Source organism: Rugamonas brunnea, from assembly GCF_014042345.1.
Taxonomy (GTDB): domain Bacteria; phylum Pseudomonadota; class Gammaproteobacteria; order Burkholderiales; family Burkholderiaceae_D; genus Rugamonas; species Rugamonas brunnea.
On the sequence record NZ_JACEZT010000002.1, the window covers coordinates 1 to 14,694 of the forward strand.

Here is a 14,694-nt window from a genome sequence, read left to right on the forward strand (position 1 = left end):
TTTGAAGCAGCTCCACTTGGAACTTAAGGAGCTGGGCTATGAGGGGTCATACGACCGTGTGGCAGCGTTTGCCAGGCAGTGGAAGGTGGGTCAATCGGAGTGGGTCAATTCTGCGAGCAAACGAACATTTGTCCCGCTGAAATTTGCTCCAGGTGAGGCCTTTCAGTTCGACTGGAGCGAAGACTGGGCTGTCATTGCCGGCGAGAGGACAAAGCTGCAAATTGCTCAGTTCAAACTGAGTCACAGCCGTGCCTTTTTCCTTCGGGCCTATCTTCTTCAGACGCATGAAATGCTTTTCGACGCACACGAGCACGCATTCTTAGCTTTTGGTGGAGTGCCACGGCGGGGTATATACGACAACATGAAGACAGCAGTCGACAAAGTCAAGCTGGGCAAGGAGCGAGACGTCAACGCCCGATTCGCCGCGATGGTCAGTCACTATCTCTTTGACGCTGAGTTCTGCAACCCAGCCTCCGGGTGGGAAAAAGGACAGATCGAGAAGAACGTGCGAGATAGCCGTCATAGGATTTGGCAAAGGGTCCCGGAGCATGAGTCCCTGGATGCGCTCAACCAATGGCTGACGGCTGAATGTGTGCGCTTTTGGAAGGTGCTGCAGCATCCCGAAACCGAAATGACAATCTGGGAAGTCTGGGATGCTGAACGGCTTCACCTCATGCCCAACGGGAGGCCCTTTGACGGATTTGTCGAACAAACAAAAAGGGTTTCGCCCACTTGTCTCATCACGTTCGAGCGAAATCGGTACAGCGTACCGGCGGCCTATGCGAATCGCCCTGTCAGCCTAAGGGTGTATGCCAGCAAGCTCCAGATCGTCGCAGATGGCAAGATCATTGCAGAACATCTGCGAGACATTACTCGTGACCACGGCCCTGGCCATACGATTTACAACTGGCGTCATTACCTGGCTGTGGTGCAACGCAAGCCTGGCGCGCTACGAAACGGAGCTCCTTTTGCAGAAATGCCCGGGCCGTTCCGTAAGCTTCAAAGCATCTTACTTCGGCGGGAAGGGGGAGATCGAGAAATGGTCGATATTCTGGCGCTTGTACTTCTGCATGAAGAACGCCACGTTCTCACTGCGGTGGAGCAAGCCATTGAAGCCGGTACGCCATCTAAGCAGATCATTCTCAACACACTAAGCCGACTGCTCGACGCCGGACCAGCTCCCCTTATCGACGCCCCACAGGCCTTAACCCTTGATGTAGAGCCAATAGCGGACTTCAGCAGGTACGACCAACTTAGAAATCGAAGGAAAAACCATGCAGCGTGATGCAATGACACAAATGCTCAAAGGACTCAGACTCCGAGGCATGCTACAGGCCATGGAAGAGTTGGCTGAGCAAAACTCTCCAGCTTTTCAGGCGGCCCTGCCGATTGTGACGGGGTTACTCAAAGCGGAGGCGGCGGAGCGCGATGTTCGCTCGTTGGCGTATCAAATGAAAGCGGCGAAATTCCCCGTTTATAAGGACTTGGCTGGATTTGATTTCACCTGCAGCCCCGTCAGCGAGCCGCTCATCAGGCAGCTGCATACGTGTGACTTTCTTGAATCAGGTCACAACATTGTTTTCGTTGGTGGTCCTGGTACTGGAAAGACTCATTTGGCCACGGCACTTGGAACCCGGGCCATCGAGGAACATAACAGCAGGGTTCGATTCTTCTCGACAGTGGAACTGGCAAATCTTCTTGAAGCAGAAAAGCAGCAAGGAAGGGCAGGTCACTTGGCAATGCGGCTTCTGCATACAGACTTGGTTGTCCTAGACGAAGTCGGCTATTTGCCGTTCAGCCAAAGTGGTGGGGCGCTACTATTCCACCTCATCAGTAAGCTCTACGAACGTACCAGCCTAATCATCACGACAAACCTTGGTTTCGCTGAATGGGGTTCTGTATTTGGAGATGCAAAAATGACGACTGCACTTCTTGATAGACTTACCCATCATTGTCATATTGTCGAAACAGGCAATGACAGCTATCGATTCAAAAATAGCTCGACCGAACCGTCGGGAAGGAGGAGGAAGCCAAGGCGCCAACCAGACCAAACGTGATTAAATAGAGGGTCGGAATTCAATGCAAATTCCGGGTCAGACTTCGATGCAATTGAACAGCATTTCCAACTATGCAAACAACCCAGTTCATCCAATTGGACGCAGCCATTCGTTACCAGAGGGCCGCGATTGAAGCACTAATGAGTACCCTTAGCCTTACGCACGGAGAAGTATTTGCAACGCATTTTCTAATCGAGCATGAGCAAGTAGTATTGCAAGCGGCGAAGAAGCGGCTATGCGGCCATAGCGAAGAGTGGCTTGTGACTGAAACCCTGCGTCTCAGAACAGAATGCAGTAGAACGGAGGGCCAACGCCGCCCTTAGTTGGCCTTGTTGAAGGGCCGAGCACGTATACGTCGATCAATGCTGCCAGCAGCGCCAGCAATGTCGACCCGGGTATCGGCCGAGCATCTGTCAAATATCTGTATGACCGGGCCTGCCGGTATCTTCATCCTCAACGCCGTGCGCATACCTGCCTCAGCCCCGAACGCGGCTCGCGTTAACAAGGCAAGAGAGATTTTTTCGGCCATCAGATAGTCTGCACGTCTCGTCACTCCGCCAGTTTAAAGGGGATACAGAGAAAGGTGCGCACACAAACGCAGGTTCCTTGACGATTCCTGTCACGTGGGAGCTGCGGTCCTAGTCAAACTCATTGCGCAACCTTTAGCCCTGGCACTCAGCCATCAGACACGAACTGCCAGATCAAGTCCAAACTACTACACATTAACGTCAAAGCCCTTGAACATGGGCTGCAAGTTTAATGGCGTCGACGTGAGTCACATTTTCTTTTTTTTGTGATGTGCGGGAGCATCCGTTCCTGCCTCATGCTCCGCGACCGAAAGCCGATCTACCGGTTCAATTTCCGTAAGACTATGCTGCTGATTGGCGATGGCGAGAAATGCTTCAAACGCTCCGCCTTGTCCTTCTTCATCGGCAAAGATTACATCGGTCAGCGCGTTCAATTTTGGCAAAAAATCTTTCGCCTCTTTGGCCCCTAGTTGAAGCCAACCGGCAACAACAGCGAATTTACCTTGCTTGATGTCTCCCTTGGCCTTAGCGGCCAAGAGCAGATCGGCGAAGCTGCCGAACGTATCGGCGGACGTGTCAACCTTTTTCGATTCGTCATCACCTAGGATCGCCTTGAGATGAGCGAGCGAAATCGACTTAGGAAATTTACCGGTCTCGCGCCAAAATACGTAGTGGGTCCACTTTAGCGATTCTTCTTCAGGAATACCGGCGGCGTGGGCAATGGTCCCCGCAGTATCGAGCAGTTTTTCCCATTGCGCCTCCGGGGCAGTCGGGCTACCACTCTGTCCAATATTGGCCTGCTCGCCGCGTGCCTTCTTCGCCTGAAATATCGCGACTCTCACTTCCTTTTTACTGATGGGGACCACTAAGGCGAAGTCCGCTCCGCGCTTTGATTCTGAGTCGTAACCTTGGCCATTTTTGCTGTACTCCCCCCATAAGGCAGCTTGGCCGCCCTTGTTGCCGATGCACTCCACTGCCCATGTATATTGCGCGGCCAGCCGTCCAGCAAAGTTTGCAGTCAGGCTTTCTTCATTCAGCGCAGCCATCGGACTACCTGTCATACCATCAACTGCCAGAACAAACATCGCTTCGGTGGGCGACAACTGTTGAAGTTTCGGTAGCGAGAGCGGTGCGGTATTTTTTAACGCCTTTAGGCATTTGTCTTCGATCGCCTGCTGTAAATTTTTATTTCCCACCGCGTAATCCTGTATATGCTTATCGGCAACCGGTCATCAACCTGAGTCGGTACGCCATCAAATGACTGCTCAGGGACGAAATGTCTTTTGCAATTTGGTATGGATGATAAATGTAAAGCCCAAGCGTGGATCGATTGACGCTCCAGATTAACGCCTGCCGCAGAACGCAGGGAGCTTATTTTTTCAGGATGCGGCCGGGTTGGCAGGCTGGCTAGGTTAGTTTCTCGGATTAACTGGCAAGCTTTAATTCGGACTCGGGAATTTGCAACGCCCATATCGATGCTGGTGCGTGCAGTTTAGGATCAAGAACAAGTAGCTCTGTACCCATGCGTTTGACTTGTGCTGAGTAGTTTAGCTTGGTTGTGAAGGTCGGGTATTTTGCGTAGAGCTGGCGGATTTCCGGCGTGTCGTCGTATGTGACCATCCAGCGGCGTTTGATCTTCGCAACTGCGTTCGCAAGCTGTGCGTGATCTTCAGGATTGTAGAAGTTGGTATAGAGATCCTGGCCTTTCGCAAAATATGGCGGATCGAGATTAACCAGCGTATCCTTGCCTGTCGTTGGAACAACCTGCGTAATGAATTCCGCTGCATCGAGGTTGGTCAACGAGATCTGCTCACGTCGAGCGCCTATTCTCTGAATCTTGCGCGTCAAATCCAACTTCTTGAATCGGCAGTCGAGCGAGTATTCGCTCTTCTGTTCAAGCCCACCGATTACTCCAGCTTTGATGATGCCAGACCTGTTAGTGCGATTTAAGAAGAGCGTTGCAAAGCCTTTCTTAAGCTTGGACATTCGCTTCGCAGAGAAGTAAGTTTCGCGCTGGCGATGCCATTCATCGATGGTAACGTCTGTGCTGTAAATGAGCTCACACAGCTCGTCAGTTTGGTGGACGATGCTATGCCATAATGCATAGATAGCCGGATCGAAGTCGTTCAAGTGAATGCGCGACACATAATCGTCCAGCAGCAGCTTGATGGCGATTCCAGCTCCGCCTGCGAAGGGCTCAGCGTATTCACCATAGAACAAATCATTGGTTCGCATCAGCTCGATCACGAATGGGATCAGCTGGCTCTTGCCGCCTGGGTAGCGAAGGGGGGTATCTGTTGTAGGCATGGCGCTATGCTACCGAAAAAAGGCTCTCTTGGCCATACCCCCCCCTCCCGCAAAGTCGAGCATTATTTGAGCTTCATGTAGATGTGTGCAAACGCTGCGGAGATGTTGTCCCACGTGCGGAAGACATCGTGCTTTGAGGGGATAGCCCCCCCATGGACGAAGTGCCCCAGCGTATCAGGAGAGCCCGCTGAGTCGATCTTGCTTACCATGACGCGCAGGTTCTTTCGAATGCGATCGTCGACACCCTCAGCCTCCAGTAGCTTCTCCACAGCGTCAACTTTCAGGTGCAGATCTTTTGGCAATGCCTTGCCCTTGCTTTCCTGTTTCAGGTACAGAACGCAAGTCTGTTCAATCAACGCTCGAAGTAGATAAGCTGCACTGAAAGCAAAGTCGTTGGCATCGAGCGTGCGTAGCTCATCGTAGATTTTCTTCAGCACTAAGTCTTTGCTGATGTGTGCTTTAAATGAGGCGGGGATGACGGTCTTGTCGTGCTCTCTTCCGCGATTGTTCCGCTGAGGCTTTGAGGATGACGTAGCTTTATTGCCGACATTCGCGGCTGCAGCGGGTGTGGCCGGTAATCCGCGCGTAGTTGGCGCGTCGCCGTCCTTCCGCAGCTTATCGGCGTACGCTTTCCGCTCCTCCGCAGACGAACGAGAACTTACTACCCCCGAATCCTTATCGCCAGCATCTCGGAGGAAGCGAGTGACGGCCCGATCAAACTCGTCTTGTGGGACAGTGATATTCAAATCGCGGCTGTTCTGCAATCCGACTGTGTCGCGGAAGACGGGATTGGTCAGATAACGTGTGAGGGTGGTGACGGCGATATTTGCTTTTTCATCGTCAGTGATTAGGCCGCCCTCAACAGCGTATTCAAGAAGCTGGGCGGCTTGCGCGTTAGGGTTTGCGCGCTCGCTACCTTCCATATTGAAGCGTGCTTTTTGTTCTGCGTTCCACTTCTTCGTGCCAACGCCGCCTTGTTCACCCTCGTGACGGATCGAGATCCACGGACGTGCATCTGCCTTGCTCTTGAAGACGCGAGCTTCGACCAACTTGATTGGCTTCGGCATCATATCGCGCAGGCTGCGGAAGTATTTCTTATCGGTTTCCGTGGGCGCGCGTTCAGGATCTTCGAGCAGTTTTAAGGCGCACACACGGCGATTACCCTCTGCGGGAATAAATGAACCTTTGATTTTCGGATGGGGTACTAGGGCCATCATGTCGAGTGGGCTCAAGCTACCCTTTGTGGCGATATCTTTTGCGAGCGCGCGTACGCCTTCGTGTTGAAGCAAGTACGCGATCATTTCCGGATCGCCATCCATCGGCTCATGCCTCGGATTTTCTCGGTCCATATAGATATTTGTCACGCGCACTTCCTTAGTTTCCATCATGTTCCCTCAAGAATATTTATTCCAATGATTTTGTGTGTAGGCTGCAAGTATATGGCTTAGGTCATTTTGACGGGGCCTTACCGTGGGAGTCTGTCAGGATTCCACCGATGACAAACGACATAGCCATTGATTGGTGAATGTTCGATGCGGCCGTGTAGTTGTGTGCACCCATTTGAAGCAACGGAACAATGTTCGTCTCAGTGACGCTTTGGGCAGCCAAAGTCGTCTTTTGGTCTTTGTTCAGCATAGCCTTAGCACTCTGGAACCTAGATTTCACGTAATTGGCTAGGTCCTCATCAACCTCATCCGCTGCGGTCTCGACGAGCAGCCGTAGCGCCATCCGGATAACGCTTGGAAACGACTGCGAAAACTTGGCCTTATTTTTTACATAGAATTCGTACAGGTCAGCCAAGTCACGGTAAAAATTGTTGACATCGCCGCTTTCCAAATAGAGTGTGCCGCCGAAAATCGGTGTTTCTTTTGGGCGCGTGCGTCTGGTCTGTCTCAGGCTCATCGCCGAGGCCAATGCCTCTTGACCGTCTTTGACGTCTTTGAATCTCTTCGATTCATTTGCTACTAGTATTGCTTTGGTGCTGTCGTCAAGCACGCCAACTACGTCACCGCGATTATTACGCGTGCTGATAGCCTTACTGCCCACCTTTTGCGCGATATCCGCAAGGATTGCGGCGGTCTCCTCGCTCGTATGTCTCGAATGGAACGAGTCGCCATCGATTCGAAGTCCGAGTTCTGCTAGCACATCATCGCGAAAGACTTCTTCCTTCACAAAGCGTTGGTTCAGTTTTGGATTTGCACTGATGATGCCTGTTCGCTCCTCTAAAACTAGGAACGGAGACTTGTCGCGTTTCATGTGCTTATGCAGGAATATATCCCGCTCCAAAGGCAGCCACGAGCCGCTGTCCGCGTGTTTTCGAAGTACGTTTTCGAGTGCAATTGTCTTGGAGCACACGTTGCAGGGGATTTCATCAGGGAAGTCCGGCAGCCCGGGAACGTCTATGCCGTCAACATTGACCAAGCCCTTCTTGATTTTTCCGATGACTACTCGACGGTTGCCGTCGTACACGACTGGGCGTCCTGATTGAAACACGACAGTGGGCAATTCACTGAAGTCGTAATGCTTCCCCATGTCCTTTGCGAGCTTCGGCAGTCCCCATTTACGATGACTGTCAAGGATTGCTCGATCGACAATATCTTGATCCTTGGCATCGGCCCTGATTGGATCGCGAGGATTCTCGGTCCAGAGCACTAAGTCCTCCAATTTCAGCGACATTACCTCTTGTGACATGCGTCCCCCAAAAGCTCAAAATCAGGATATGTTTAGTACAAACAGATTTTAAGTTTCCATCATACAACTTAACCCAAGGTTGCGCTATCAATATGACAAGCAGGAGATCGCCTGCGCCAATATGCGGAAGAAAAAGAAGATGTATAAAAAGACCGAAACAATGAAAGCTGTGGAAGGCTACTTCCATGCAAAACGCAAAGAACTAATGGCTTTGGCCGAGCTCCCCGTCTGCAATCATTCAGGGTTGATTGGCGGGCACCGCGAGCAGGTCTATCGTGCTTACTTAGCAGATCTTTTGCCACGCCGATACTCGGTGGGCCGGGGCATGGTCTATGACATTATGAACAGAAGCAAGGAGGCCGACATCGTAATTTGGGATTCGAGCAATTTCCCGTCCCTCCCTCTGTTGGACCATTCTTTTTTCTTTTCAGAGTCCGTAAGAGGAATTATTGAATGCAAGAGCAACTGGAGTTACGAGAATTTTCTGGATGTTTTAGAGAAAACAGCGGCAATTGATATGCTAGTGCCGCAGAAAGCACCAACGCTTACTGACGTAATTGAGACCATGGATATGCGGCTTGCGTCAATCGAGCATGGTGTGGCGTATCATGGCTCTTTACTTGTAAAACATCAGATTGGCACTGCGGCGATGTTTATGTGCGGCGGGCGTAGCCTTACACCTGAAAAATTGCTTAAAATGTCGGAGGGAAAGCCAATTGGTCACTATTGGCCACATGTGACAGTTTTCTTGGAAACAGGGCTTTTAATCGTTAAAAACGAATTGGAAGGTGACGGAGTTCTCGAGTTCTACAAGTTCAAGGACGACGTACTATTGGCATTCTCAATATCATTGCTTAGCTTGATCGAAGATAGAGTAGTTCATAGTGAGGCACGTTTTCTACTGGAGCGATACGCCATTCAAATTATTGACTGGAAACCAATATACGTCTATGAATTCCCTTTAACAAGGTTCGCTGTCGGCCGCCGAGATTTCACGTCACCTGTAACCGATCCCGATTCAAATGAATCGTAGTCGCTCAGACTCGGTTTGATACTTGACTCGGGATTGTTTGCAGTTCGCTCTCTCCGAAGCCGTGCAATAGCCGTTCTTAAAGTCAAGCAGAGATATATGCTGCCAAGACTTTAAAGAGTGCAATGTGTCGCGCATCCGGAGTAGGCTTCTCGAATGCTAATTTGATCTCAATGTCATAGGGACGCGGGTGTATTGTCCACGTTTCGAGTAGCTGAAGCGGTGTGCGCTCCATGACGCAAGCAGCAAAGATTAGGCGCTGTATATGTCCATTGCCGTCGAGAAAAGGATGAGTCAGCCCGAAGACGTAAAACAGCCGAACGATTTCTGAAATAACGATATGGGAATTCGTTCCCGAGGGCAGATCGAAGATTTTCGTCGCCTGTTTTGCTACTTCCCCCATCCAACGAGCGACTCTATCAGGCTCGCTAAAGTCCTGGAGCCGCCCGTCTTCACGATAAGCCCTACTGCGACGCCCCTCGAGTGTCGTTCCTAATGTCCCACGATAAGTACCTGCATATTCAGGATAACCTTCAGGGGCTAACCCCGCATACATGCGACTATGAACTTCCCTAGGATCGCTAATAAATCTTAGGCGCTCCTCGGAACTGGCGGCCGCTAGACGTTGCATCTCGGTCGCGCAACTTGTTCTCAAAATTTCGTCGTAGGCCGGTGACTCATGCGGCATCCACTCTGGCGGTTTTTCCGATTGATTTTCACCATCCATGCACGCGCTCCATTTCGCTATTGATTTGAGGATAAAGATATTAGCGTATCCTCATTTTGTAAGTCAGTCTCCTGGTGTTTCTGATTTCACACCGGAAACTATCTGGGGTCTAACATCTTTTGTGAACTCAAGCTTGGAGCACTCTCTAGTGAATTGGCACCTATAGCTTTGCCCCGTTCGCAAGCGCATCAGGATTTGGGCTGGGTGAAACGGGTAGGGTTGATACCGGATCATAGCAACCACTAGCTCGTGTGCCAGGAAATGCATCAATGAAGCGATTTCTCATATCAGGATTACCATCGAAGACGGTCATCCAGATACTGAAAAAACCTTTTGCCTTGGCTAGCTCCGTGATGCACAGCTTCAGTTCATTGCTTCGAGGTTGAGTGGCCAGGAGAGATTTGGCCATCTGAGCGGTGCCCCACGCTTCCATTCTTTGCGCGACCCGGTCAATTGCGACAGCCTTTCCATTTTCATCGAATACTTCACTGATCTTTTTGTTAAGACCTGTTAAAGCAAGAGTTTCGAAAGCGATGTTATCCAGTCCCAGAGCGATCGCAGCTGCGGACGGGATAATTTTCCCATCGATGGTATAGGTGAAAGCATAGGCGGTGTTATCTCTATCAGGAAGCAAGTATGCCGAAAGTACGACGTCCTTATCTCCTTTCGTCGAATTGCAATTAACGCAGCCTAGAAGGTAGTTTGTCCACGTGCCGATAAGGAGCGCATATGCAGGTAGACCCTTGGCCTGAATGTGTTCGACGGCGAGCCCGGTGAGAATCGGCCGCTCGCAATAGCTGCAGTAGTGGCCCAGTCTTGAAATTAAATGATGCTGCGCATCTGCATAAGGATCGAATTCTCCAGCTTGTGGAGACGCACCACGGCGCACTGGTCGCATGCATTACTCTCCGATCTTTGCTACGCGCTGCATTTCAAGCAATGCCTGGTAAGCCGGATTGTCCGCATAAGGACCAATAGAACTCGCCAGTTTTTCCTTAAATGCTTCTAATTTGTCAGCTGCATCCATTGGTGCGGTCTCTAGCTCTTCAAGGTAATGGCGAGCGACGGTTTTCATCTCTGTATACCGTGAGCTTACTTGAGGATGTGGAACCTGCATTAGTCCTGCCGCTATGTCGTCAATGTTTAGATTCGCGACGTCTGCGACCGGCTGTCCGTCCAAGACGATGAGCTCTTCTCCTGAACGTAGTGACTGAATCAGGAATGGTGAATGCGTCGTGCAGAGGAACTGCAGATTCGGAAACGTTTTTCGGAACGACTCGATAATGGTCTGCTGCCATTTCGGGTGCAGATGTAGGTCAAGCTCATCAATTAAGACGACACCATGAGTTAGTTCTAATGCGCGCTCGGCAAGCTGAGGGTTGAGCATCACAGCTTTAATGGCAAGATCCGCAGCGATCGCAAGGACATTTCGATAACCATCGCTCAGTTCTTGATATGCAAGAAGGCGACCGCTCTCTAACTCGATAAGCAGAGTCTTTTGCTTCATTTGATACCGCACGGCTTTCGCCCCCGGCAACATTGAGAGGATCGCCTGATAAACCAGCTTTAGCGAAACGGAGGCTTGCTCGTCGTCCAGTTCATTGCGACGCTCATATTCGATCCATCGAATAATATCGTCAGCACTGCAACGCTTGTCCACGCTGAACTTGTAGCCATAAAATGGCTTTTTCAGTTCTTCATGCTCTGCAAATGCTCTATCAAGCTCGTCTGCATCTGCCAAGTCCTGTGGCTGAAGATTCTTGTGTTTTGCTCTGTTCTTTTCCGAGTCGCGGACAGATTCCCACAGTCGCCCAGCACCGAAATAACGGATTAGCGGAAGGATTCGGGGCTGTCGTTTGTAGACTGTCGAAGCTAAGGTTTCCGCCAATTTCTTGATTGGTCGAGCATCCTGTTGAGTGGTTCGGCCGTTTTCGCCTTCGAGCGATCGCGACCATGCAAGACTGACTTCTTTTGCACCGGCTGAAATTTCTACTTGGCCAGTGCCGTCGTTGCGCTTCGCTTCCATAATAGGGAACGTGCCAGTTGCCCCGACTCTAACCGGGTACTGAGGTAGTTCACGATACCTTTGCTCAAGAAAGTCGCGTTCGATCCGAATGTCGCGAGCTCGTATATTTCGCGAGTCATAGCCGCGAATTCCCAAGAACCATGATCCAATTGCGACAGACGCAGCTTCTAGGAAGGAGGTCTTGCCTGCGCCGTTCTCACCGACAATCAAATTGAACTGAGGATGCAAAGAAAACTCGTGGTTTGCGTATCCTCGAAAATTTTGCAATTGCAGTGACTTAAGCCTCATACCTTACCCTTAGAATTTGTTGCCAGGCAACATCTTTTGCTAGTGTCTTCCAATTGACAGCGTCTGTTCAGCACTCTGCCGTTGCCCATCATTGGTGAAACGATGCAATGGCGACTTTTTGACTTCTTGTCGAGTTAGCGCAGAAAAAAAATAAAAATTTGTATGTCATTATCTAATAAACCCACTGCAGTTTGTAGCAATTCGCAGAAGCAACTTCATACGAAACGCGATAGCGTTCTGTGATAGATCGCTAAAGCGTTTTTTAGGGGATTGCAATCGTAAAAATGTCAAAGTGGCAATAGAGGCATGGGGGACGTGGAGCCGTTCAAATGGCGAGGGGATCAATATTCTCAAGCAATTGAGTTTTGTTGACGCCCAATTGAGATGTTCTTATCTAATTGAAACTTTTACAACCGCCCACCAGCGCGATGCCGGATGACGTGTGGTGGGGCGCCCGGAATGGCCGCTGTTTCCACTGCTCGGTACGGAATTCACCTGTGATCGACTGCACCGTCGCCGCTTCCAGCGCTTCGGCGTCCGTCATGCTGGGCAATAGCCCGGGAAAACGGTTGGCCAGCATGGTCTTGCCGGCGCCTGGCGGCCCCACCAACAGCACGCTATGGCATCCGGCTGCCGCGATCTCCAAAACCCGCTTGGGCACGCCTTGCCCCTTGACGTCGACAAAATCGGGGTAATCACGCCGGGACGCGGTGATCTGCGCCATGTGGCGAGGCAATGTGGCCGTGGCGTCCGCCGAGGCAAAGTGGGCGCACACCTGCAGCAGCGATTGCGCGGGGTGGATGACGGTGCCGCCTGCCAGTGCCGCTTCGTCGGCGTTGGCCTGGGGCAGGATGAACGCGCATTGCTTGCCGCCACGCAGCATGGCATAGGACATGGCCAGGGCGCCCCGGATCGGCCGCAATTCGCCCGACAGCGATAACTCGCCCGCATATTCATACAGATGGAGGCGATTAGCCGGCATCTGGCGCGACGCGGCCAGGATGCCCAGCGCGATCGGCAAATCGAAGCGACCCGATTCCTTGGGCAGGTCAGCCGGCGCCAGGTTGACCGTGATGCGGTAGGCCGGCATCTCGAAACCGCTGTTCTGGATCGCGGCGCGCACCCGGTCGCGCGCTTCCTTGACCTCCGTTTCCGGCAGGCCGACGATGGTAAAGGAAGGCAAGCCGTTGGCCAGGTGCACTTCCACATTCACTTCCGGCGCCTCCATCCCGGCCAGCGCACGGCTTTTCAGCACAGCTAAGCTCATCGGTATCCTTGGCGGGGCGGACAGGCTGCTGAAATCGTAGGACGTTACGGGGGCGCGGTATTGAGCTGGCCCAAGGGAGGTGGATGTCGCGTGCTGCGCCGTGGCGCGGCCAGGCAGCGGTTGGGCCAGGGCGAATGCCTGGCCCGGTGGGGATTACTTTTCGGCCGTCAGGCGGGCTTCCAGTTCGGCAACGCGGGCCTCCAGCGCCTCGAGTTTGGCGCGGGTCTTGGCCAGCACCTGGGCCTGGATGTCGAATTCCTCGCGGGTGACCAGGTCCAGCCGGGCGAAGCCCTGGGTCATCATCGATTTGACGTTCTTTTCGATGTCTTTGGCCGGCGAGTTCTCGATCGCCTGGTTGATCTTGTTTTGCAAGTCATTAAAAAAAGTATTCATGTCCATGATAGTCCTTGATGTTGTCGGCGATGCATCGCACCATTGCGGTGCACCCCGGCTTTAAGATGGTGCGAATTCTGTGATAGTTGTTCCGGCCCGCACGCGGACATCGTCCGCCGCCCCAGCAAGCGGCACCGGCTTGCCTCTTTCATAGCGTAATTTGATTCAACGCAAGCTGGCACGCATTCTGCTAAAGACAGGGGGAACGTTTGTTTTTCAGCCTGAATTGTAAACCGCAACCGCTATCCAAGTTCAACCTAAAGGAAATCATGATGAAATGCCTTACCAAGAAGCTTACTCTTGCCGCCGCGTTGACTGTAGCATTCGCTTCCCTGGGCGCCAGCGTGGCTCGCGCGGAAGATGCGAAACCTGAGGCAAAGCCAGACAACGAAATCAGCTACAACGTCGGCTTGGCCAGTGATTACCGCTACCGCGGCATTTCGCAATCGCGCCTCAATCCTGCGCTGCAGGGCGGTGCGGATTACACGAACAACCCGACCGGTCTCTATGCCGGCACCTGGCTGTCGACCATCAAATGGACCAAGGACGCCGGCGGCAGCGGCGACGTCGAGTGGGATATCTACGGTGGCAAGCGCGGCGAAGTGACCAAGGACATTGCCTACGACGTGGGCGGCCTGTACTACTATTACCCGTCGAACGGCCTGCCGACCAACGCCAACACCTTCGAACTGTACGGCCAGCTCAGCGCCGGCCCGTTCTCGCTCAAGTACTCGCAATCGACCACTAACCTGTTCGGCACGGCCGACAGCAAGCGCAGCGGCTACCTGGACGCGGCCTTCAACTATGACGTGTACGACGGCTACAACCTGAACCTGCACGTGGGCCACCAGAACGTGAAGAACAACGGCGCGCTCAGCTACACCGACTACAAGGTGGGCGTCACCAAGGACTTCGGTTTCGCCTCCGTCTCGCTGGCCGCCATCTACGCCGACACGGAAGCGTACATCGCTCCCAACGGCAAGAACCTGGCCAAGACGGGCGCCGTCCTGACCATCACGAAAACCTTCTAAGCGAGGCTGTCATGAAACTGATTACCGCCATCATCAAGCCGTTCAAGCTGGACGAGGTCCGCGAGGCCTTGTCGGCGATTAACGTGCAAGGCATCACCGTCACGGAAGTGAAAGGCTTCGGCCGTCAGAAAGGCCACACGGAACTCTACCGTGGCGCCGAATACGTGGTCGATTTCCTGCCCAAGACCAAGATCGAAGCGGCTGTCGATGACGCTGTCGTCGACCAGGCCATCGAGGCCATCGAAAACGCTGCCCGCACCGGCAAGATCGGCGACGGCAAGATTTTTGTGTACAACCTGGAACAGGTGATCCGTATCCGTACCGGCGAAACCGGTAACGACGCTCTCTAA

The 14,694-nt window shown here is 52.4% G+C and carries 13 protein-coding genes and 1 pseudogene; 5 read left to right on the forward strand and 9 right to left on the reverse strand.

Annotated features, from left to right (window positions below; translation table 11 throughout):
* Together istA and istB are read left to right on the forward strand one after the other, a co-directional pair.
* Nucleotides 1–1,285 (forward strand): IS21 family transposase (gene istA / locus H3H37_RS03755; protein WP_182160317.1); only part of this gene is annotated, 1,285 nt, incomplete at its 5' end.
* Nucleotides 1,275–2,057: an IS21-like element helper ATPase IstB gene (gene istB, locus H3H37_RS03760; RefSeq protein ID WP_182160318.1), complete on the forward strand. Its 783-nt coding sequence runs from the start codon at nucleotides 1,275–1,277 to the stop codon at nucleotides 2,055–2,057. The genes istA and istB, both read left to right, overlap by 11 nt.
* 775 nt (nucleotides 2,058–2,832) lie before the next feature.
* On the opposite strand, the gene H3H37_RS03765 is transcribed toward istB, so the two are convergent.
* The 4 genes from H3H37_RS03765 to H3H37_RS03780 all read right to left on the reverse strand — a co-directional run bounded on the left by H3H37_RS03765 (nucleotide 2,833) and on the right by H3H37_RS03780 (nucleotide 7,567).
* Complete coding sequence (locus tag H3H37_RS03765) at nucleotides 2,833–3,780, reverse strand: hypothetical protein (RefSeq protein ID WP_182160319.1); 948 nt, start codon at nucleotides 3,778–3,780, stop codon at nucleotides 2,833–2,835.
* Between the two features lie 229 nt (nucleotides 3,781–4,009).
* Nucleotides 4,010–4,891 (reverse strand): DNA adenine methylase, encoded by an 882-nt coding sequence (locus H3H37_RS03770; protein WP_182160320.1) that lies wholly within the window; start codon nucleotides 4,889–4,891, stop codon nucleotides 4,010–4,012.
* 62 nt (nucleotides 4,892–4,953) lie between these two features.
* Nucleotides 4,954–6,279, reverse strand: coding sequence for a hypothetical protein (locus tag H3H37_RS03775; RefSeq protein WP_182160321.1), 1,326 nt, complete (start codon nucleotides 6,277–6,279; stop codon nucleotides 4,954–4,956).
* A gap of 61 nt (nucleotides 6,280–6,340) precedes the next feature.
* Nucleotides 6,341–7,567: a hypothetical protein gene (locus tag H3H37_RS03780; protein ID WP_220456330.1), complete on the reverse strand. Its 1,227-nt coding sequence runs from the start codon at nucleotides 7,565–7,567 to the stop codon at nucleotides 6,341–6,343.
* Nucleotides 7,568–7,721: 154 nt separating this feature from the next.
* Between H3H37_RS03780 and H3H37_RS03785 the strand changes: the two genes are divergently transcribed.
* Nucleotides 7,722–8,615 carry a DUF6602 domain-containing protein gene (locus tag H3H37_RS03785; protein ID WP_182160323.1) on the forward strand — a complete coding sequence of 298 codons (894 nt, stop codon included), beginning with the start codon at nucleotides 7,722–7,724 and terminating at the stop codon, nucleotides 8,613–8,615.
* Between the two features lie 82 nt (nucleotides 8,616–8,697).
* On the opposite strand, the gene H3H37_RS03790 is transcribed toward H3H37_RS03785, so the two are convergent.
* The 5 genes and pseudogenes from H3H37_RS03790 to H3H37_RS03810 all read right to left on the reverse strand — a co-directional run bounded on the left by H3H37_RS03790 (nucleotide 8,698) and on the right by H3H37_RS03810 (nucleotide 13,319).
* Nucleotides 8,698–9,339: a Fic family protein gene (locus H3H37_RS03790; RefSeq protein WP_182160324.1), complete on the reverse strand. Its 642-nt coding sequence runs from the start codon at nucleotides 9,337–9,339 to the stop codon at nucleotides 8,698–8,700.
* A gap of 160 nt (nucleotides 9,340–9,499) precedes the next feature.
* Nucleotides 9,500–10,237 (reverse strand): HNH endonuclease family protein, encoded by a 738-nt coding sequence (locus H3H37_RS03795; protein WP_182160325.1) that lies wholly within the window; start codon nucleotides 10,235–10,237, stop codon nucleotides 9,500–9,502.
* A gap of 3 nt (nucleotides 10,238–10,240) precedes the next feature.
* Entirely contained in the window at nucleotides 10,241–11,653 is a 1,413-nt protein-coding gene (locus tag H3H37_RS03800; protein WP_182160326.1) for an AAA family ATPase, read from the reverse strand.
* A 412-nt stretch (nucleotides 11,654–12,065) separates the two neighbouring features.
* Nucleotides 12,066–12,920 (reverse strand): annotated as a pseudogene (locus H3H37_RS03805) (YifB family Mg chelatase-like AAA ATPase); the annotation flags it as partial.
* Between the two features lie 153 nt (nucleotides 12,921–13,073).
* The gene (locus H3H37_RS03810) at nucleotides 13,074–13,319 is read right to left on the reverse strand and encodes an accessory factor UbiK family protein (RefSeq protein ID WP_182160328.1); all 246 of its coding nucleotides are present in this window, start codon (nucleotides 13,317–13,319) and stop codon (nucleotides 13,074–13,076) included.
* Between the two features lie 266 nt (nucleotides 13,320–13,585).
* Between H3H37_RS03810 and H3H37_RS03815 the strand changes: the two genes are divergently transcribed.
* Entirely contained in the window at nucleotides 13,586–14,344 is a 759-nt protein-coding gene (locus tag H3H37_RS03815) for a TorF family putative porin (RefSeq protein WP_182160662.1), read from the forward strand.
* A gap of 11 nt (nucleotides 14,345–14,355) precedes the next feature.
* Nucleotides 14,356–14,694, forward strand: a complete 339-nt coding sequence (locus tag H3H37_RS03820; protein ID WP_182160329.1) for a P-II family nitrogen regulator — start codon at nucleotides 14,356–14,358, stop codon at nucleotides 14,692–14,694.

What these genes read in the sequence shown, in the direction of transcription:
- istB (WP_182160318.1), top strand. Translation starts at nt 1,275, where the DNA reads ATGCAGCGTGATGCAATGACACAAATGCTCAAAGGACTCAGACTCCGA.
- H3H37_RS03770 (WP_182160320.1), bottom strand. Translation starts at nt 4,891, where the DNA reads ATGCCTACAACAGATACCCCCCTTCGCTACCCAGGCGGCAAGAGCCAG.
- H3H37_RS03775 (WP_182160321.1), bottom strand. Translation starts at nt 6,279, where the DNA reads ATGATGGAAACTAAGGAAGTGCGCGTGACAAATATCTATATGGACCGA.
- H3H37_RS03780 (WP_220456330.1), bottom strand. Translation starts at nt 7,567, where the DNA reads ATGTCGCTGAAATTGGAGGACTTAGTGCTCTGGACCGAGAATCCTCGC.
- H3H37_RS03785 (WP_182160323.1), top strand. Translation starts at nt 7,722, where the DNA reads ATGTATAAAAAGACCGAAACAATGAAAGCTGTGGAAGGCTACTTCCAT.
- H3H37_RS03790 (WP_182160324.1), bottom strand. Translation starts at nt 9,339, where the DNA reads ATGGATGGTGAAAATCAATCGGAAAAACCGCCAGAGTGGATGCCGCAT.
- H3H37_RS03795 (WP_182160325.1), bottom strand. Translation starts at nt 10,237, where the DNA reads ATGCGACCAGTGCGCCGTGGTGCGTCTCCACAAGCTGGAGAATTCGAT.
- H3H37_RS03800 (WP_182160326.1), bottom strand. Translation starts at nt 11,653, where the DNA reads ATGAGGCTTAAGTCACTGCAATTGCAAAATTTTCGAGGATACGCAAAC.
- H3H37_RS03810 (WP_182160328.1), bottom strand. Translation starts at nt 13,319, where the DNA reads ATGGACATGAATACTTTTTTTAATGACTTGCAAAACAAGATCAACCAG.
- H3H37_RS03815 (WP_182160662.1), top strand. Translation starts at nt 13,586, where the DNA reads ATGAAATGCCTTACCAAGAAGCTTACTCTTGCCGCCGCGTTGACTGTA.
- H3H37_RS03820 (WP_182160329.1), top strand. Translation starts at nt 14,356, where the DNA reads ATGAAACTGATTACCGCCATCATCAAGCCGTTCAAGCTGGACGAGGTC.